The following is a 19,121-nucleotide window of genomic DNA, read 5'->3' as shown; positions in this document are numbered from 1 at the left end:
GGTATAACGCAAGAAATTGAAAATAAAGGACTTCCTTGTATGAGAGGGCCTCTTTGAGACCTAACTAAAAGAAATTTATGGATTACGCAATTTAAGGAAGGGAAAAATGAAAGAAAAAAGAAAGTAGAGAAACAAAGGCATATATGTCCATCAGCAACTATCTAACAGAATCTAAGTTGCACCTGTAACTTTATGATTTACAACACAAAGTTACAAAATATTCCTATACTTTTTTAGTTTTAGACAATTACAATAAATAGATTTAGCGCCGGGCTTTTGAACAAAGCTAATAAACAACATTAAGTAGCATCAAAAGATACAAATAAGTTATTGATTTTTAATATATTTCTCAAAGGAAAATAAGTTTAAAATAAATTTCTCGTGTTGTTGTGTGGCCGCGACGGTACCCTATTGCGCCACCACAGGATAACGAGAGCCGCCTCATAAATTCATGTATTTAAGTGTGGGTGGTACTGTGAAATTCGGACGTTAAAACGAAATAATTTTGGAATCGAAAGACCATTTTTTTTTAAAAGAATATAGTTTTTTCACAGAAGCTTTGATAACTTAACGTTTCTTTGCGTTGTTAATTATTATGATCGTTCATTCCCTAGAATGCATTCAGTCTAACGGAAAACAATATGCATCGTATTATTCAAGGTTGCGAAATAAAAAGCGTTTCTGCTAACCCCTCTTACTACGTATCCTCTAATAGCTATACTCTTGAAGACTTTATCGAACTAGTTACCAGAGCTTCGGACTTTAAAACACTTAACAAAGTCTGCTCACTTATCCGCACCCAATATCAGTTTGATTTTTATGCGATTTTTGCACGTGTTAACCGAGTTAATGAAGCTCCCATATGCTATTTCATTCGCGAACACGACAATGAATGGACTCGGCACTATGAAGCAGAACAATATATGTTCACAGATCCAGGGGTTCGTATCGCGACTCACCATATGACCCCATTCAATTGGTCCAGCAACCGCTTTGCAAATCTGAAAACCCAACTTAGTCCAAAAGAGCTGCAAATGAGCCACGACGCACTAGACTATGGTTTAAGTCACGTGTTCAACGCTCCTTTTGTGAATAAAAATGGTGATTGTGGCCTTGTGCGTTTTATTAACCTCGATGGAAAATCTTCATTGGACGAAGATTCGAGGCAACAACAAAGTAAGACCCCTGAGCTGTATTATTTAGCAAGTTATGTATATGAATCGCTGTCGCGGTTACTAAAAGCTCAGAAAACCCACAATATTTTAAGTGAACGGGAAAAAGACATTCTTCTATGGACAGCAATAGGCAAAAATCCAGCGCATATTGCAGGCAACTTTAATATATCCGAAAATACCGTGTGCAAACACCTATGCAATATCCGCAGGAAGTTTGAAGTTAGAAATACCACTCATGCAGTTGCTAAAGCTATATCCATGCAAATTATCAGTCTATAAGAAGCCTTAGCCCTGCGCCTTTGTGCAACGTCTAAGTTGCACAGTTCTGAGTTTTATCGGTGTAGGTATGCACACGATATATCGCATCTCCCCTATTACCTTCGATGTTCAGAACATAGACTTCACCGTCATTGCCCTGGGCAAGAGAAGGAATATAAAAAGACATATCGGCAATTTCTTCCATTTGCCATGTATTGTTTTTAGCATAACTTCGCCACACCACACCTGAACACCAATCGGCAAAAATATAGTTGCCATTGAGGGAACTTGACTCACCACGATGCACATAGCCGCCCGTGACAGAGCAATGTCTGCCAGCATGAGCATATTCCATTACCGGTTGTGCTAGGCCTTGCTTGTCACAACTGGCAGATTGAAAACAAGCAAAGCCTTCCATAATTGGCCAACCTAGATTATCACCCGCCTTAATTACATTGATTTCTTCCAATTTATTTTGGCCCACGTCCGCTGCCCACAAGTCTCCTGTTTTTTGATCGAAGCTAAACCGCCAGGGATTACGTAGGCCATAAGCGTAAATTTCTGGTAAAAACTCTTTCTTGTTAACAAAAGGATTATCTTTAGGAATACCGTATTTTTTCGGGGCCTGTGGATTATCTACATCAATTCTTAGAATTGTACCCAACAGGCTGGTGGTACGTTGGCCATGGCCAAACTTGTCGTTGGCAGCGCCGCCATCACCCAGGGCAATATATAAGTATCCATCTGGCCCAAACTTTATATCGCCACCGTTATGGTTTTGCGCTGGCTGGCTGTGGGTTAGCAAGCGTTTTTGGGTTGCCAAATCTATTGGCGCTCCGCCAAGTGACGTGAATTCAGAAATGGTCGAATCCCCTTTCTCATCCAGGTCGTTGTATGATACGTACACTTTACCGTTTTGTGCATAATCGGGATGGAAAGCAAAACCTAACATCCCCATTTCTGACCTTGTTTTAACATTATCGATCTTGAGAAAAGTCTCGACGTTAGAGGCCTGTTCATCGTTGTCAAAACGAACAATACTGCCGTCGCGCAGTAGCGCATACCAGCGGTCATTTTTTCCAGGTTCTTGATACAAACCCAGCAGACCCGTTAATTCTGGTAGTTGAGTGAAAGTGGCACGCAAATTATAACTCTCTGCCGTACAACTGGCAGCAACCGCAGGATCATCACCGGCCATAGCAACTTTCTGGCCGGGCGACTGCCGAGCACCATTACAAGCACTTAGCAAGGTAATCAAAGGCAAGCTGGTCATCAACAATTTACTGAAGGGAAGTATTTTCATTTTTCTGCTCGACATCGTCAAAGATGGAAGTTGGGGTCTGTTAACATCAGATCATAGGACAAAAATATATTTATTATTGTTCCTTATCTATTCTTTTGTCACTTATTATACCCAGAGTATACGGTGAGGACATGCGTCACTCAAACGTCCCTATAAAAAATAGGAAATCGCTATCATGAAACATTTTGCATCCGCTTTACTTTTAACTCTTGCTTCGACAGCGAGTTATGCCTTAGAAAACCTCTCCCAGGACATCACTAAAGACTATCAAAGCAAACTCGGACCATTGTTTGAGCACTTTCACCGCAACCCCGAATTATCTCACTTAGAGTTTAAGACATCTAAACGCCTGGCCAAAGAACTTAGGGCTGCAGGCTTCGAAGTGACCGAGGGCATCGGTAAAACAGGTGTGGTAGCGATTATGAAAAACGGCAAGGGCCCACTAGTGATGATGCGGGCGGATATGGATGGTCTACCGGTAAAAGAAAAGTCAGGACTAAAATATGCATCGACTAATACTCAAAAAGACTGGGATGGTAACCTCGTACCTGTTATGCACGCCTGCGGCCATGATGTTCACATTACCAGTTTGGTAGGTACAGCAAGACAGATGGCAAAGCACAAAAAGGAATGGTCTGGCACTTTGATGCTTATTGGTCAACCCGCCGAAGAGCGTGTTGGTGGCGCCAAAAGTATGATGCAAGATGGTATCTGGAAGCGTTTTGGTCAACCTGATTATGCTATGGCGTTTCATGTCAGCTCTGAAATTGAAGCGGGTAAACTGGTGGCTGTGGAGGGATCACCCTACTCAGGGGTGGATACACTCGATATTATCGTACCGGGCATTGGCGCCCACGGTGCTTCTCCCCACCGCGGCAAAGATCCGGTTGTTATTGGCTCACAAATTGTTATGGCCTTACAAACCATTGTCAGTCGAGAAATAGCGCCCAAAGAGCCTTCTGTCATTACCGTTGGATCATTTCATTCCGGTAGCAAGCACAATATTATTTCTGATCAAGCAAAACTGCAGGTAACGGTACGCAATGATAATTTGGAAACACGTAATTATTTAATTAAAGCCATCGAACGTGTTGCTGTAAATATAGGCCGTGCCGCGGGTCTTCCTGAAGACCGTTTACCAAAAGTTATTATTGCTGATGAACCCACACCGCCCACAGTAAATGATATTCCCATGACCCAACGATTAAAAACGGTATGGCAAAAAGAAATGGGTGAGGATGCTTTTGCTAAGGGTTATAAACGTTTGGGAATGGGAGCTGAGGATTTTCCCTTCTTTACCACAGACCCTTATATTCCCTCTGTTTATTTTGCGGTAGGTGGCACATCTAAAGAAGATTTTGCAACGGAAAAAGCTGGTGGTGCAGCTGTTCCAAGTCACCACAGCCCTCTGTTTAAGATTACCCCTGAACCTGCCGTTACCAAGGGTGTTGAAGCAACCGTAATTGCATTATTGGAATTATTGAAAAAATAATGGTGATTAATAAAAAAGGCCATTGGCAACCTTTGGCCTAAAACAAACTGATGGTGGCACAAGTAGCTCCTGCCACCATCATCAACGACACAACTAAGACTTCTTTAAATCACGCCTTACCTATTTTTACTGCTGGAAAAGATCGCGCGTAAAGTTGATTGGAAAAGAAAGATGCTCGTGATGAACCATTAAGCTTAATGAACTCTCAAATGTTTCCCCTTCCCTACTGATAAATGTTGTACTCACGTTCGCCGCGTCAGGCACACCAGCATAGAGATTGCTATCCGAGTGGAAAGCTGCCGCTACCCACAATAACTGGGACTCGTTTTCCGTGGTTTCTGATGGGCAAAAAGCTAAGTCTCTAACAAACTCCGCACGACCGTGGCGGTCTGGTACAATAGCGTTGGGCACACCACCGAAAGGCACAGGTAGATCGACAAAGACACCGTTGGGTAATGGCGTCTTCCATATTCCCCAAACTGAGTACACACCGTTGGGAATCAGGTTACGCATTCTAATACGCACTTGAGCACCGCCATCATCGTTACAGCGAAACGTTAAACGACCTCTCGCTCTAGCCCATTGGCCAAGGGTGATAGGATCACTATCACGGGTTTGCACGATAGGAAAAGGATCAACGGGAAAATCCCCAGCAGGCTCTATAAAATTACGAATTCCATTTGTTCCCCCCTGCAATATGCCCGCATTTTTAGGCACATCTCGTAAAGGAACATTCTGCAATCTTGAGTCTGGCTCTGAGGTAATAGCCGGCGCTGGGCCTGGAGGATCAAAACTTAATTGAGGATCGTGAGTACTGGCGAGAATAGCATCTGGTGGACAGACTTCAGCGCTTAAAACAGTAGGAAACTCTTCACCGGGTGCATAGGCAGCTACTTGACGAAAGCTTAACGGATCTATGCCTTGATCCTCAAAGCTCCAGCGTTGCTGGCCACAAAACTGATTAGCGCCGGTTACCGGAACACCTCGAACAGACTGCGTTGGCTGCCATCTGTAAGAATAAGCCGAGCGATATTTTTGAGCTTTGAAGCTGTGACTTATACTGTCTGCCGATACTATATTCGATACCGAAGCGGCAAGTACTGATAATGCAGGTATGGCAAGCAAATGTTTGCCTTTTTGCAAGCGTTTGCATGTTCGACTAAAGAGGTTTTTTACACCCTCGACAGCTGAAATATTATGGTTCATTACTTATCCTCGTTGTCTCTGATTAATTAAATTTTTTTTAATTTACTTATCAACGTATTCTTTTTCTTTGGTCGATCTCTTAGAGTTTTAAACCACTAATACTTAACAATTTAAGCTTTCATCTACCACAGAAAACTTTACCAACTTTTATTTTGTGAAATAAAAAACCCAAACACCCGATATGCCAAAAATTAAAAATAGAAAACATATAAATCGATAGTTGCACTATGAAGAAAACAGCCAGTATATAATTCATATTAGTTATTTCATTACTAAGCGACGACAAAGGCTTACTAAAAATAGACGCTTAGAAAACAGCATCAGGCAAAAACACACATGTGTGTTAGAAGGCTTGCTGATAGGCCTAAAAACAAAGATACAGGATAGACCGCAAGAAAATAAATAAAATTTTTGTCACGAAAAAATCAACAAAAATAAATCTTATGATTTTATGAACAAATACATTGTAAACAATCACTAAAATTGTAAAGCACCACACAGAATATTTTTAAGAGATGTTTTTTTGTTAGACGAAAGCTAAACAATAGAGCAGGAAATTAAAGCCAACATATTATCTATAGACAGATAGTGACTAAAAGCGTAATAGATGAGTGAGTAAATTTATGAAAGACTTCACAAAAGCGAAGATGACAAACAATGGTGCCTAAGCTTTATTTCTAGGGCCTGTTCACACTAATGGAATCGCACCTGCTAGTAAGCATTTTTTCGACTAGCTAGGCAACACAAACGCCGTTTAGTTATTCTCGGCAATTGCTCCTGCATTGCTCTAATTACCTGTATCCATACAGGCATAAATAAGTGCGTGTTAACGACGCTAGGCGGAAAAATGCTACCAGCCCTTGGCAGTTGCTCCTGCACTGCCCTAATACACCACATCCATGTGGCTATTCGGGTTTGCACTCAAAGGCGCTACTCTGCGTTACTCATCGCTCATTTAGAGCGACTAAACTACACTCTTCGCGCCTTGATTAGCGCCTTTGAGTGCAAACAGGAGCGGTTAAATTAGTGTGAACAGGCCCTAGGACAGACTCTGATCACTCTTCTAATTTCCGATATAATGATCGGATGCTTATACCGGCAATTGTTGATACTTTTTCTTTATCGCCAGAGAATTTCGCCATAAGTTTACTTAGGTAGTTTTTTTCTGCTGTTTTTAAATCAACAAGTTCATTAAAACTATCCACTTCGTCTTCTATCGATACGACTGGATGAAAATCAGCACTAATACTTTCCGTAATAATATTCTCTTCTAGCATATTAGTGTCTGCCAAAACAATGGCCCGATTTAGAATGTTACGCAGTTCGCGAATATTACCTACATAGTGATGTTGTCTTAGCACTTTCATCGCTGAATCTGTTACATAGTACTCTTTATTTGGACTTATCTGGTGTATGAGTGTTTTGACTAATAAAGGAATATCTTCTTGCCTTTCAGCAAGTGAGGGTGTGCGAATGGGAAATACATTAATACGGTAATATAAATCTTGTCTAAAAGACCCCTCCTTCACCATATTTAAAATATTTTTATGGGTTGCACAAATCAAGCGAAAATCGGCACGTTTCACTTCAGCACTACCAACCGGGCGATAGCTTCCACTCTCTAATAAACGTAACAGCTTTACTTGAATACTTAATGGCACATCGCCAATTTCATCGAGAAAAAGCGTGCCGCCATTGGCCAATTCTGCCAGGCCTTGTTTACTATTATGCGCCCCGGTGAACGCCCCTCGCACATGCCCAAAAAGCTCACTTTCAAAAAGCGATTCAGTTAAACCAGCACATTCTAAGGTTACTAGTGGCTTATCTTTTCTAACACTCGCCATATGAATCGCTTGTGCCGCTAATTCCTTACCTGTACCCGACTCTCCGAGCAATAAAACCGATGTTTCGGTAACCCCCACACGGGCGATCTTACTTAACATGTGATTAAAAGCCTCACTCATACCCACCAGCTTCTTCTCAGAATCCTTGGCACTGGCTAATGGCACTGCACGCAAAAGCTCAACGAAAAAAGACAAACGATTGTTTTCATCAAAAATAGGCAGCATTTCCACATTAACATGCTCACGGCCACGAGGCGTTTGATGTATATGCAAAACCCGCTCGCGATGCCCCGATGCGCGTGCAGCACTTAGTGGACAGTCTTCGCCAGCTTGATCACAAGGTACTTTATAGCCGTGGGAAACTTCGAAGCAACGGGGCTTATGATTGAGTTCAATTTCGCCAAAGGCATCGCGATACAAATTGTTGGTCGCCAAAATTTGATAGTCCACCGAAACCAAGATGGCTGGACAGTCGTAGCCTTCAAGCATGCTTCTCAGAGGTGAGGTAGCACGATCACTTGCAATCAATTTCATAAAGATTTGCCATTTTTGTCAAAGTTATCAGTCAAAATTGACAAAGTCTCAGTAGCAAGTCAAGAACAAAAAACGGTCAGATATTTATAAACCCTTTAAAAACAAATAGTTATAAGCTTATACAAAATTGGTATAAGTTGTGCTCTATGCAATTTTACTATGTATACATACCCGTTTATTTGATTTGCTTGGAAAAAGAGTAAGAAAGATGACTACATCAGAAGTTTCACCCACAGCAGTGCCACCTATTGTTGCGCCATTTTTTGATTCTGACTCAAATACCTTCTCCTATGTTGTGCAAGACCCGACCACAAAGAGCTGTGCAATTATTGATGCGGTCTTAGATTTTGATTATGCCTCAGGAGGAATAGGCTTCGAGTGCGCTGATCGTATTATCGAATATATTGAGAAAAAGCACCTCACTGTGCAATGGCTTATTGAAACCCATGTACATGCCGATCACTTATCTGCGGCACCTTATATCCAAAGTAAGCTTGGAGGCACGCTCGCCATCGGCAAAAATATACAGGTGGTGCAAGAATCGTTCGGGAAGATTTTTAATGAGGGAAGTGAATTTGAACGAAACGGTTCGCAGTTTGATCACTTATTTGAAGATAATGAAGTTTACAAAGTGGGTAATGTAACGTGCAAAGCAATTGCAACACCGGGCCACACTCCCGCATGCATGACACATGTTATAGGCGATGCAGCGTTCGTTGGAGACACTTTATTTATGCCAGACAGTGGCACAGCCAGAGCCGACTTTCCAGGTGGAGACGCCGCCACTCTTTATGATTCTATTCAGAAAATATTTAGTTTACCCGAGCAAACTAGGCTCTTTATGTGTCACGACTATTGTCCTAATGGGCGGGACTTAGAATACCAGACTACGGTAGAAGAACAGCGTCAAAAAAACATTCATATTAATAATCAAATGCTAAAAAATGCTTTTGTAGAATTGCGTACCGCACGTGACAAAACGTTATCAATGCCTCGACTTATCCTGCCTTCACTACAGATCAATATGCGCGCGGGAAATTTTCCTAAACCCGAAAACAATGACACCGTTTATTTAAAAATCCCTATAGACGCGTTCAAATAATCCATAAATTTGCCCACATAATAATGAGACAAGAAGGTAACAACATGAATATTACGCAACTCTCCAACAAGGTATCGGTATCGGGACAACTGACGTCTAATGATATTTCTCAACTTGCTGACATGGGCATTGAGATCCTAATTTGTAATCGTCCCGATGGCGAAGCGGCCGACCAGACGTCATATAATGATATCGAAACTGTAGCCAAAGGTTTTAACATAGAGTGTATATATTTACCTTTTACCATGGGTAATATGGACAAGCGCTACATCAGAGAGTTTTTAAAATACCAAAACGCCGGAAAAAATATTCATGCTTATTGCCGCACGGGCAGGCGCTCGGCTCACCTTTGGGAAGAAGCACAAAGCCAAGCCAATGACTCGTCAGCTTCTAAAGTAGATAACAAGCGAAGCAATATCGCCAGTGAGCGTTTTGATGTTCTTATTGTCGGTGGCGGTTCAGGTGGAATAGCTATGGCATCCAGCCTTTTAAAAAGGCAACCTAAGCTACTCATTGCCATTGTAGACCCAGCACAATATCACTTCTACCAGCCTGGATGGACCATGGTCGGCGGAGGTGTTTTTGACGTTAAAACTACCCGACGAGAAACACAAGATCTAATTCCCGACGGCGTTTCCTGGATACAACAAAGCGTGGAAGGTTTCCAGCCCACAGAAAATAAAGTGCAGCTAGATAACGGTAGCCATATTTATTACCAACACTTAGTTATCGCACCCGGTTTAAAGCTTGACTGGCAAGCCGTTGAAGGCTTATCAGAAACCTTAGGAAAAAATGGCGTCACCTCTAATTATCGCTATGATCTGGCTCCCTATACTTGGCAGTTAGTGACAGAACTAAAACAAGGAAAAGCGATTTTCACACAACCTCTTATGCCTATTAAATGTGCCGGCGCGCCACAAAAAGCCTTATATTTATCTGCCGACCACTGGTTCAAGAACAATCTACTCAATAATATCGACATACATTTTTACAATTCTGGTGGCGTATTATTTGGTGTAAAAGATTATCTTCCAGCGCTTGAATCTTATATGCAGAAGTATCAAGCCACACTTAATTTCAATCAAACCTTGAAGAAAGTGGATGGCGAAAATAAAAAGGCATGGTTTATATCTAAGGATGAAGAAGGCAATGAGGTCTTCAATGAAACTGACTTTGATATGTTACATGTCTGCCCTCCTCAAGTGCCGTTAGATTTTATCAAGCACAGTGAATTATCTGATGACAAGGGCTGGTTAGAGGTTGACCCTAATACTTTGCGTCATACACGTTATGACAATATTTGGGGGTTGGGCGATACTCTCAATACTCCCAATGCGAAAACTCTGGCAGCCGTTAGGAAGCAAGTTCCAGTAGTGGCAGAAAATATTACCGACTCCATGAATCAAAGAGCAATGTCAGCGGCTTACGATGGTTATGGCTCTTGTCCATTAACCGTTGAACGAGGCAAAATAGTGCTCGCAGAATTTGGTTATGGCGGCAAACTCCTGCCAACTTTTCCAAGCTGGATAAATAATGGTTTAAAGCCAACTAAACTCGCTTGGTTTCTAAAAGCACGTATGTTGCCAGTAATTTATTGGCAAGGCATGCTCAAAGGTCATGAATGGTTGGCAAAGCCAATAAAACGTTGAGTTAAAATGGAAAACATATCTCATTATCTGCCTATTTTAAAGTGGTTACCGAGCTACAATAAATCCCTATTAGTCAGTGATTTAATCGCAGGCTTTGTAGTAACGGTATTATTAATTCCACAATCTCTGGCCTATGCAATTTTGGCAGGTGTTCCTGCCGAAGTTGGTCTGTACGCCAGTATCACGCCTTTGGTTATTTATGCCTTGCTCGGCAGCAGTAGAACTTTATCTGTGGGCCCAGTAGCTGTTATTTCATTAATGACCGCGACAACATTGGGAAATATTGTGGCACAAGGTAGTAGCGAATATCTTAATGCCGCCATCACCTTAGCCGCACTATCTGGCATCATGTTGTTGTTAATGGGAATACTAAAGTTGGGTCTTATCGCTAACTTTTTATCTCACTCGGTTATTTCAGGCTTTATTACTGCGTCGGGGGTTATTATTGCTCTTAGTCAGCTAAAACATATTTTTGGTGTGCAGGCCTCCGGGGATACACTAAGTGAGATCCTTCATACTTTTTCTACCCACGCTCACCAGACCAATGTCATAACATTAATTCTTGGTTTGTGTGCATTATTGTTTTTAATTTGCGCAAAAAAATATGCAACGACCATGTTAAGGGCGTTTGGCTTGAGTGATAGAACCACCCTATTTTTAGCAAAAATATCACCTATCATTGCTGTCATTAGTACCATATTAGTGGCCTACATCTTTGATCTTCAAACATATGAAGTTGCTCTCGTAGGCCATATTCCGTCAGGCCTTCCCACTTTTTCATTGACTCTACCATCCTGGGAATTGGTGAAAACCCTCACTCTTCCAGCCTTTTTTATCTCTATCATAGGCTATATTGAGTCGGTATCAGTAGGGAAAACTTTGGCGGCAAAACGGCGGCAAAAAATTGATCCTAATCAGGAATTAATTGGCTTAGGTAGTGCAAATATCGCCTCTGCGATCGCCGGCGCTTTTCCAGTAACCGGGGGATTTTCTCGCTCGGTGGTAAATTTTGATGCTGGTGCATCCACTCAAGCTGCGAGTATTTTTGCGGCCATTGGCATTGGTCTGGCCGCACTGTTTTTAACTCCCGTACTATTTTACTTACCAAAAGCGACTTTAGCAGCGACGATAATTGTCGCGGTTATCTCGCTTATTGACCTATCTATTTTTAAAAAGACCTGGAAGTACGATAAACATGACTTTCTTGCCGTCAGCGCCACTGTCTGTATCACTTTATTTTACGGTGTTGAGAAAGGTGTCTCGGCAGGAATTATTGCCTCCATATTATTGCATCTATATCGCGCGTCAAAACCTCATATTGCAGAAGTAGGCTTGGTTGCAGGCACAGAGCATTTTCGTAACATTCGTCGTTACCATGTGCAAACCCATCCACATTTGCTGTCGTTGCGTATAGATGAGAGCTTATATTTTATTAACGCAAACTTTTTGGAAGATGCCATCTACAGTGCCATCTATCAACGGGACGAAATTTACCATGTTATTTTAATGTGCAGTGCAGTTAACGAAATTGACTACAGCGCACTTGAGACTTTGGAGACCATTAATACACGTCTAGCATCACAAGGTGTGACATTGCATTTGTCCGAAGTTAAAGGCCCGGTTATGGACGCATTAAAAAAGTCCGGCTTTCCTAAAATGCTTTCGGGTAATATATATTTAACCCAATTTCAAGCAGTAAACGAAGTACTCAAAGATAAAATAAATTGTAGATGATGAACGACTATATACTCGCCTCTATTGGCGGTTTACTCATCGGGCTTGCAGCGACATTAATGCTGTGGGCACTTGGTAGAATTAGCGGTGTTAGCGGTATTTTTTGGGCCGCCATAAGCCGTCCGCAGGATGGCTTATGGCGCCTTGCCTTTTTACTTGGTTTACCTCTAGGCGCTGGACTGTTCCATTGGCTCAGTCAAATGCCACCACCTGCTGCGAATGCTTCTTATATTGCAGCATTAGTTGGAGGCTTCATCGTCGGCATAGGTGTTCAACTAGGTAGTGGATGTACTAGTGGCCACGGTGTATGTGGTATTGCTCGCCTATCACCGCGATCTATTATTGCAACCATCATTTTTATGCTTGCTGGAATAATAAGCGTAACTTTAATTAGGTTTTTCTCATCATAGAAAATAATTTATAAGACACAAAGCCACTTCTAATTATCAGAGGTGGTCATAACAAAACGAATATCAAAATGAAAAATATCTTTTCTTTACTTGCAGGTATTTTATTTGGCGTAGGACTGGCTCTATCAGGTATGACGGATACGAGTAAAGTGCTGGGTTTTTTAGATGTATTTGGCGCCTGGACTCCCGATCTTATGTTTGTTATGGCTGCGGCACTGTGCACAACGCTCTTATCTTTTAGCTTTATTATGAAAGGCAAATCACCGCTATTGGACAAAGAGTTTTATTTGCCTAGCACAAAAGATGTGGATAAAAATTTAATTTTAGGCGCCCTACTCTTCGGCATAGGCTGGGGTATTTATGGTTACTGCCCGGGGCCGGCAATAGCTGCTCTGGCGTACTTACAACCAACAACCTTGGTATTTTTATTAGCGATGAGCGCCGGCATGCTAGCGGCTAATATGATTTCGAGCCGAACAAAAGTATCACACACATAAAAACGAGCATCAATATGAGTTTCTTCCACCCATCGATGGGCAACCTTGGACTTAAAGAAGATTTTTTTATCGCAGGTGATTTAAGAGCCCAAAGCATCCAGTTCAAAAAGAACGATGCTTTGTTTCGTCCAGGAGATCTAAGTAAAGCGTTTTTAATTATAACCAAAGGCTCAGTGCGAGTTGAGCTAACGTCTCGTACAGGAAGGGACATTCTGCTATATCGTATGAGTGAGAATCAAACTTGTGTTCTGACGACATCAGCACTACTGAGTGATCAAATATATGCCGCACGCGCGCTGGCAGAAACAGATATAGAAGCGGTTGCCCTACCCTCAGATCAGTTCGAGAAAGCACTACGGATATCAGACGAATTCAGCCAATTTGTACTGCGAGATTACGCCCAGCGCGTCGCGTCATTGGTCTCCTTAATCGACCGCATGACATCACGTAATATCGCAGCAGAAATGAGTAAACTGCTGCTGGAGAAGTGTGATGCCAACCACTGTGTTAGTATGACCCAGGAAAAAATTGCCAAAGATATTGGCTCGGCAAGAGAAGTGATTGCCAGAAAGCTCTCTAAGCTGGAAGCAGAACAGGTTATTAAAAAGCAACGAGGCAAAATTATTATTACTGATATAGACGCCCTTAGTCGCTATGCAAAGGCTTGTTGATAAGGGCCAAGCAAAATTAAGAAAGCTCAACAGTAACTTGATCACATGACTCACTAAAACGCCTATGTGAGTATTAGTAGCGAGACTATTAATACCAAGACGCAATACATATTTATGTGTCGCAGCACTATTTACTTCGAAGGAGTTACATCATGTTTACTACTAATGTTGGCAGTATCGATAGAATTTTACGCATTATTGTTGGTCTATGCTTGTTGAGTTTAGCCTTTATTGGACCGAAAACTCTATGGGGCTACGTTGGCATTATTCTTATTATTACTGCTTTTATAAATTTTTGCCCGCTGTACAGTGTATTTAAGATAAATACCTTAACTAAATCAAAGTAAGGATTTAGGAGTAGGCGGTTAAGAATTTAAGGAGTTAGGAGTTTATAAAGTTAAGAATAACAGAATAAAGTAGCCCCTATCTCAAAATTTAGGATGTACCATCGATGTTAGAAAGTACCGCTGTCCGTTTAAGTGTGTTTTTAATTGTATTGCTACTTATGATAAGTATCGAAGCGCTCTTACCTTATAAGAAGAGAACACAAACCCGCAGCAGACGCTGGGTCACCAATCTAGGGTTAGTTTTTTTAAACAGCCTAGCCCTAAAATTATTAGGTCCAATAACAGCAGTGGGAGTTGCGGCATATGCCTTAGACAATGGTTGGGGGCTGCTCGCTTTGGTGCCACTGCCCCTTTATTTAGACATTATAATTGGTGTAATACTGCTAGATTTTGCGATCTATGTGCAGCATGTATTGTCGCATAAACTGCCTTTATTATGGAAATTACACCGAGTGCATCATTGTGATCGCGATATCGATGCAACTACTGGGATTCGCTTCCACCCGATAGAAATCCTATTCTCAATGATATATAAATGCTTAATCGTAGTTATTTTAGGCCCTCTACCCCTCGCAGTGATCGCCTTTGAAGTGATTCTGAATGCTTCAGCTATGTTTAATCATTCAAATATTAAATTGCCTTTAGCCGTTGAAAGAATCGTAAGGCTATTGTTTGTGACCCCAAGTATGCACCGAGTTCATCACTCTATTTTCCCTCACGAAACCGACAGCAATTACGGATTTTGCTTATCAGTATGGGATAGATTATGTCGCACCTATATTAAAGATGTTCAAGGAGGGCAAGATAACATGACAATTGGTTTGTCAGAATATCAAAATGACTCCCCCTCCTCCATCGTATGGTGTTTAAAACTTCCCTTTAAAAATAACCCTAATTAAATAGATTAATCACTATGACACTATCCAAAAAAGCAATAACACTACTACCTTTAATATGTATGTTATTCGTATATTCACTATTTACCAAGGCTGGCGATACCGGAGTAATCCATTTAAGTCAGCAAGAGTTTAAGGATAAAATCGCAGCGGATACTAAAAACGTTACTGTTATCGATGTTCGTACACCATCGGAGTTCAAGCGTGGGCGCGTACCTGGTGCGATAAATATTCCCCATGATCAAATACTTGATAATATATCTTTATTGGATAAGTTCGCTGATAAAGACATTGTATTTTATTGCCATAGTGGTGGTCGCGTGGGACGTGTTACTGATTACTTAGAAGATGCAAATTATTCAAAAGTATATCACCTAAAAGGAGATTACCGGGCTTGGCGAGCCAATAGCCAGACGATTGAAAAATAGCTGACGGGCAGCCTAAGCATCATCATTAGACTGCTCGACATATTAACCTGACAAACCTATTTTCCATGTTTTGCAGGTTAATAGTAGTTTTAGAAAAGAAATAACTTGGCTGTTGACCATAATCCTAGAGCCAAGGAAATAAGCACAGCCAAGCCTGCTAGAGTATTCGAGCCACTCAAGCCAATAGATACAAACGCATCACTTAGAGCCTCCCTCACCCCTTCACCTACAGACTGCGTATTAAGCCTGTCCAACTATACCACTCCATATGTATAGTTAGACAGATTAGCGCCGGCCGTTTAGCTTAGAGCCTGATAAATAGACGACGAGATACGTTGTAGATAGTCTTGCGGTGAAATATTGAGAGAATTGAGAGCCGGTTCTATATCGGCAAGTAAGGTGTCAATATCATCAAGATATGAATCACAAGATCGCAGAAGCGTTTGCCTAGATGCTAAGGTAAATTTTTGCTCAGCAATATAGCGTTCACCAAAGGTATGATGTGCTTTCTCTTGATTTAAAATAATGCGTCTGACTTTATGTAAACCAAAGCGATATTTTTCTAAGGTAATGTCCAAATCATTCAGTGCGCACTCACCAAGTTCTTCAATCATTACCTGTAAACCGAGAATGCTCTCCTCTATCCTTCCATGATCAATGGCATCTTCTAATTGCTTTTGCATATTGGTGAGAATAGGATGCTCTTTATGCGTATAGCGTGACTTAGGATTAAGCCATAATAAAGAGGCACGAAATACGCTGGCATGGAAGCTTTCTTGTCGAGACTGTGCCTTTAAAAAGCGTGACACCTTAGGGTTACTGGATTTCAAAAACTTTGACTGTTTAGCACTGACCGATGCCGCGAGACGCTCACCCGCCAGAAGTACAAAAAGAAAGTGTTCAGTTTCAATACTTGGATTAGCTATAGTGATCACGCTATTTCTTTCCGTTTAGTGACCAATCGTATTTCTTATGTTTAATTTTAAAATCATCATTCAATAACAGCGTCTTAATTTCTTCATCTTGCATATATTGCGCAATATAGGACTGCAAACTCATATTTTCGGTGAAGTCTTTTTTAAACCAGTCAAATATTTTTGATACTTTTGCTTTCTTTTTGCTGGCATCAAAGATGTTTTTTTCCTTATCGTTAATAAAGTCGATCGCATTTTCATTGAGCTGTCGATCTAAATCCTCAGCCAGATACACTTCAGATCGTAGTTTTGGACAAGAGTGTGAAGCACACACTAAGGCAAAGTGAATTCTAGGCTCCCCTAAAGGACGTATAACTTTATGTTCAAAATTATATAGATTGATTTTTTTGCCAGCAATTTTATACTTATTTAAATAAAAATAACGTACTTTACTAGTAAATGAAGATGGGGAATAACCGTCGATAATGCCTTTAATCGCCAATGCGTTATAAGCATTTATGTAGAATGCTAGCTTTTCTTCTAGGGAGAGATCTTCAGTTATTTCTTTATTTGCGATATCTTTAATATAATTATTAAAGCCTTCGTTATTAACAAATGCACTATAGTTAACAAAACCATCTTTGACATTGTTTTTCAACAGTTCTGAAAAGGCCTCTTCTGAAGCCATCGCGGCGGCGGAATATAAAGAGCATAACATTGTGAGTAATATTGAGAACAACACTATAAAGCGTTTAAAAAAAAAGGAGACTGCTTTCATTAACTCATCATCCTATCGATATATATTTGCATGTATAGTTGCACTACTAACGAGTATAACTGCTTTTTCTGATGAAACATCGCAACATGACATTCATCAAGCTGATAATAAAAAGACCCAAATAAGCGATATAAGTTTCGACAGTAACTGGAAAACACTGGGATTAAAGAAGAAGTCCGAAACCGTGTTTATTCCCATAAACAATAGGCTTAGATTGGAGTCTAAACAAGCCGTGGCATTTTACTATTACCACCAAAATGAAGTATCACAAAAGCCTCACTCAATACCTACATCAGGATATATGCTCACCGACCACTGGGGTTTGTCCCCTAAGTGGCAACAAACATTCACCAATCCGTATCTGTTGGTGCGTGCATATATCAATATACGCCGACAAGAAAGTGAGATCGGCGATATATGGCATAAGGAAAGTACAAACCTCAGACAAGATATACAACGATACGTCAACTCGGAATTGACGCAAAAGAAGCGCTACTTGGCCGTATCGGCATATACTGAAGATAGCATGGAACACATAATTGCAGAAGTTAAATACTTTAGCTTAATCGCTAGTAACTGCAGCCATTCATCAGAGCATACAACGTGAGTCAAAGCATTTACCTATCCATAATTATCCCCACTCTAAATGAAGCGAGTAATATTGGACAGTTACTTAAAACCTTACCTTACCATAGAACAGATATCGAGATTATCGTCGTCGACGGTGGTAGTGACGATGGTACACGAGATATTACTCAGCGCTTTGGTATACCCTGTTTCACCTGTCCCCCGAGTCGAGGTCGTCAGCTGCAATTAGGTGTACAACAAGCTAGAGGTGATGTGTTTTGGTTCTTACATGCCGATAGCCACGTTGATAGCCGTCATGTGGATGTAATCATAGAAACATTGAAAGCTAACACTCAGATTATTGGTGGCAATTTTGCTATTACTTTCAGCGACAACGACCCTTTTAGTCTTTGGCTAAATAGATTCTATAGCCATATACGAGACCGTGGTTTTTACTATGGCGACTCAGGGATATTTATCAGAAGACACATTTTAAATGAGTTAGGCGGTATTCCTGCCAAGGACTTAATGGAAGATTATGCCCTAGTCAGGCGCATGCAAAAACACTCGTTGCCCACCACTTGCATTAATCATCCACATATCGTTAGCTCCTCTCGACGTTTTCAAGGGCGATCTAGAAAGTCTATTATTGTTGGTTGGATCATGATTCATATTATGTTCTATCTGCATCTCCCGGATAGCTGGTTGGCTTATTTTTACGACTCAAAGCGCAAACGCTCCAAAGCCTACCCCAATCTTGAAAAGTAATTTCTGGCTGTTCTAAGTAAAAATACAATTTTATATGGTGATAACAATTATCTTGTTGTCACCGAGTGATGGAAAGAGCGAGTGTCGAAAAGATTAACACGTGTTATTAGGTAATTTATATATACTTATTTGGCTAAGGCTAAAGTGAGCAGCGCTTATTGAATAAATTGCATGGTATAAACTTGTTACTACCCATTAACACCGTATTGTTTTTAGTGTATGTCGCTAAAAATAAATGATAGAAAAGGTTAAAATAAAAAACCACGATTTTTATATACCATTTCAAATATCTACTGACTTAATCAGCATCAATGCTTGATTGGCAGCCTAAGGCGTATAAGCTTTGCCAAGAAAAAAGCAAATAATGTCACTATTTGTAACATAAAAAGTTAAAGGGTTAAAAAATAAAAAATAGCGTAGATTTAAAGGTCAAAATGAAATAAAAAGTCTTTTTATACAACTAACTCGACATTTATAAACAGGCACTAATGCTGTAGACAACGAAATAGGTGCTAAATCTCGATTTTTGATCAAATGTATGAGTTTTA

Annotated in this window: 19 protein-coding genes; 13 read left to right on the top strand and 6 right to left on the bottom strand. The window is 40.8% G+C overall.

Features of this window, described 5'->3' with window-relative positions; all coding sequences use genetic code 11:
* Window positions 1-641 precede the first annotated feature (641 nt).
* Window positions 642-1,454 (top strand): helix-turn-helix transcriptional regulator, encoded by an 813-nt coding sequence (locus BVC89_RS14850; RefSeq protein ID WP_086931944.1) that lies wholly within the window; start codon window positions 642-644, stop codon window positions 1,452-1,454.
* Window positions 1,455-1,485: 31 nt separating this feature from the next.
* On the opposite strand, the gene BVC89_RS14845 is transcribed toward BVC89_RS14850, so the two are convergent.
* Window positions 1,486-2,736, bottom strand: coding sequence for a PQQ-dependent sugar dehydrogenase (locus tag BVC89_RS14845; RefSeq protein ID WP_158657959.1), 1,251 nt, complete (start codon window positions 2,734-2,736; stop codon window positions 1,486-1,488).
* Between the two features lie 175 nt (window positions 2,737-2,911).
* Between BVC89_RS14845 and BVC89_RS14840 the strand changes: the two genes are divergently transcribed.
* Complete coding sequence (locus BVC89_RS14840) at window positions 2,912-4,228, top strand: amidohydrolase (RefSeq protein ID WP_086931942.1); 1,317 nt, start codon at window positions 2,912-2,914, stop codon at window positions 4,226-4,228.
* Window positions 4,229-4,354: 126 nt separating this feature from the next.
* Here the strand turns inward: BVC89_RS14840 and BVC89_RS14835 are convergent, their stop codons facing one another.
* Complete coding sequence (locus BVC89_RS14835) at window positions 4,355-5,434, bottom strand: hypothetical protein (protein WP_086931941.1); 1,080 nt, start codon at window positions 5,432-5,434, stop codon at window positions 4,355-4,357.
* Between the two features lie 1,055 nt (window positions 5,435-6,489).
* The gene (locus tag BVC89_RS14830; protein ID WP_216824982.1) at window positions 6,490-7,812 is read right to left on the bottom strand and encodes a sigma-54 interaction domain-containing protein; all 1,323 of its coding nucleotides are present in this window, start codon (window positions 7,810-7,812) and stop codon (window positions 6,490-6,492) included.
* Between the two features lie 208 nt (window positions 7,813-8,020).
* On the opposite strand from BVC89_RS14830, the gene BVC89_RS14825 reads away from it, so the two are divergent.
* The 9 genes from BVC89_RS14825 (at window position 8,021) to BVC89_RS14785 (ending at window position 15,546) form a co-directional block, all read left to right on the top strand.
* The gene (locus tag BVC89_RS14825) at window positions 8,021-8,914 is read left to right on the top strand and encodes an MBL fold metallo-hydrolase (RefSeq protein WP_086931940.1); all 894 of its coding nucleotides are present in this window, start codon (window positions 8,021-8,023) and stop codon (window positions 8,912-8,914) included.
* A 44-nt stretch (window positions 8,915-8,958) separates the two neighbouring features.
* On the top strand, window positions 8,959-10,563 hold the full coding sequence (locus BVC89_RS14820) for a bifunctional protein tyrosine phosphatase family protein/NAD(P)/FAD-dependent oxidoreductase (RefSeq protein ID WP_086931939.1): 1,605 nt from the start codon (window positions 8,959-8,961) through the stop codon (window positions 10,561-10,563).
* Window positions 10,564-10,569: 6 nt separating this feature from the next.
* Window positions 10,570-12,297 carry a SulP family inorganic anion transporter gene (locus BVC89_RS14815; protein WP_086931938.1) on the top strand — a complete coding sequence of 576 codons (1,728 nt, stop codon included), beginning with the start codon at window positions 10,570-10,572 and terminating at the stop codon, window positions 12,295-12,297.
* A complete protein-coding gene (locus tag BVC89_RS14810) occupies window positions 12,294-12,707 on the top strand; it encodes a YeeE/YedE family protein (RefSeq protein WP_245929089.1) in 414 nt (137 codons plus the stop codon). Before BVC89_RS14815 ends, BVC89_RS14810 begins: the two co-directional genes overlap by 4 nt.
* A 68-nt stretch (window positions 12,708-12,775) precedes the next feature.
* On the top strand, window positions 12,776-13,204 hold the full coding sequence (locus tag BVC89_RS14805; RefSeq protein ID WP_086931936.1) for a DUF6691 family protein: 429 nt from the start codon (window positions 12,776-12,778) through the stop codon (window positions 13,202-13,204).
* Between the two features lie 14 nt (window positions 13,205-13,218).
* Entirely contained in the window at window positions 13,219-13,875 is a 657-nt protein-coding gene (locus tag BVC89_RS14800) for a Crp/Fnr family transcriptional regulator (protein WP_086931935.1), read from the top strand.
* A gap of 152 nt (window positions 13,876-14,027) precedes the next feature.
* On the top strand, window positions 14,028-14,222 hold the full coding sequence (locus BVC89_RS14795) for a YgaP family membrane protein (RefSeq protein ID WP_086931934.1): 195 nt from the start codon (window positions 14,028-14,030) through the stop codon (window positions 14,220-14,222).
* A 104-nt stretch (window positions 14,223-14,326) separates the two neighbouring features.
* On the top strand, window positions 14,327-15,121 hold the full coding sequence (locus BVC89_RS14790; protein WP_086931933.1) for a sterol desaturase family protein: 795 nt from the start codon (window positions 14,327-14,329) through the stop codon (window positions 15,119-15,121).
* 14 nt (window positions 15,122-15,135) lie between these two features.
* A complete protein-coding gene (locus tag BVC89_RS14785) occupies window positions 15,136-15,546 on the top strand; it encodes a rhodanese-like domain-containing protein (protein ID WP_086931932.1) in 411 nt (136 codons plus the stop codon).
* Window positions 15,547-15,635: 89 nt separating this feature from the next.
* Here the strand turns inward: BVC89_RS14785 and BVC89_RS29790 are convergent, their stop codons facing one another.
* Genes BVC89_RS29790 through BVC89_RS14775 form a run of 3 tightly spaced genes read right to left on the bottom strand, consistent with a single transcriptional unit; the run spans window position 15,636 to window position 17,148 of the window.
* A complete protein-coding gene (locus BVC89_RS29790; RefSeq protein ID WP_158657958.1) occupies window positions 15,636-15,800 on the bottom strand; it encodes a hypothetical protein in 165 nt (54 codons plus the stop codon).
* A 45-nt stretch (window positions 15,801-15,845) separates the two neighbouring features.
* Window positions 15,846-16,481, bottom strand: a complete 636-nt coding sequence (locus BVC89_RS14780) for a hypothetical protein (protein WP_086931931.1) — start codon at window positions 16,479-16,481, stop codon at window positions 15,846-15,848.
* Between the two features lies 1 nt (window position 16,482).
* Complete coding sequence (locus tag BVC89_RS14775) at window positions 16,483-17,148, bottom strand: DUF547 domain-containing protein (protein WP_158657957.1); 666 nt, start codon at window positions 17,146-17,148, stop codon at window positions 16,483-16,485.
* A gap of 31 nt (window positions 17,149-17,179) precedes the next feature.
* On the opposite strand from BVC89_RS14775, the gene BVC89_RS14770 reads away from it, so the two are divergent.
* Entirely contained in the window at window positions 17,180-17,845 is a 666-nt protein-coding gene (locus BVC89_RS14770) for a hypothetical protein (protein WP_086931929.1), read from the top strand.
* Window positions 17,842-18,573, top strand: coding sequence for a TIGR04283 family arsenosugar biosynthesis glycosyltransferase (locus BVC89_RS14765; protein ID WP_158657956.1), 732 nt, complete (start codon window positions 17,842-17,844; stop codon window positions 18,571-18,573). Before BVC89_RS14770 ends, BVC89_RS14765 begins: the two co-directional genes overlap by 4 nt.
* Window positions 18,574-19,121: the final 548 nt, after the last annotated feature.

Origin of the sequence: Agarilytica rhodophyticola (genome assembly GCF_002157225.2) — a bacterium.
GTDB lineage: Bacteria > Pseudomonadota > Gammaproteobacteria > Pseudomonadales > Cellvibrionaceae > Agarilytica > Agarilytica rhodophyticola.
This window is presented reverse-complemented; position numbering and strand designations above follow the sequence as displayed.

Coding starts and splice junctions, on each gene's coding strand:
- BVC89_RS14850 (WP_086931944.1), top strand. CDS start 642: ATGCATCGTATTATTCAAGGTTGCGAAATAAAAAGCGTTTCTGCTAAC.
- BVC89_RS14845 (WP_158657959.1), bottom strand. CDS start 2,736: ATGAAAATACTTCCCTTCAGTAAATTGTTGATGACCAGCTTGCCTTTG.
- BVC89_RS14840 (WP_086931942.1), top strand. CDS start 2,912: ATGAAACATTTTGCATCCGCTTTACTTTTAACTCTTGCTTCGACAGCG.
- BVC89_RS14835 (WP_086931941.1), bottom strand. CDS start 5,434: ATGAACCATAATATTTCAGCTGTCGAGGGTGTAAAAAACCTCTTTAGT.
- BVC89_RS14830 (WP_216824982.1), bottom strand. CDS start 7,812: ATGAAATTGATTGCAAGTGATCGTGCTACCTCACCTCTGAGAAGCATG.
- BVC89_RS14825 (WP_086931940.1), top strand. CDS start 8,021: ATGACTACATCAGAAGTTTCACCCACAGCAGTGCCACCTATTGTTGCG.
- BVC89_RS14820 (WP_086931939.1), top strand. CDS start 8,959: ATGAATATTACGCAACTCTCCAACAAGGTATCGGTATCGGGACAACTG.
- BVC89_RS14815 (WP_086931938.1), top strand. CDS start 10,570: ATGGAAAACATATCTCATTATCTGCCTATTTTAAAGTGGTTACCGAGC.
- BVC89_RS14810 (WP_245929089.1), top strand. CDS start 12,294: ATGATGAACGACTATATACTCGCCTCTATTGGCGGTTTACTCATCGGG.
- BVC89_RS14805 (WP_086931936.1), top strand. CDS start 12,776: ATGAAAAATATCTTTTCTTTACTTGCAGGTATTTTATTTGGCGTAGGA.
- BVC89_RS14800 (WP_086931935.1), top strand. CDS start 13,219: ATGAGTTTCTTCCACCCATCGATGGGCAACCTTGGACTTAAAGAAGAT.
- BVC89_RS14795 (WP_086931934.1), top strand. CDS start 14,028: ATGTTTACTACTAATGTTGGCAGTATCGATAGAATTTTACGCATTATT.
- BVC89_RS14790 (WP_086931933.1), top strand. CDS start 14,327: ATGTTAGAAAGTACCGCTGTCCGTTTAAGTGTGTTTTTAATTGTATTG.
- BVC89_RS14785 (WP_086931932.1), top strand. CDS start 15,136: ATGACACTATCCAAAAAAGCAATAACACTACTACCTTTAATATGTATG.
- BVC89_RS14775 (WP_158657957.1), bottom strand. CDS start 17,148: ATGGCTTCAGAAGAGGCCTTTTCAGAACTGTTGAAAAACAATGTCAAA.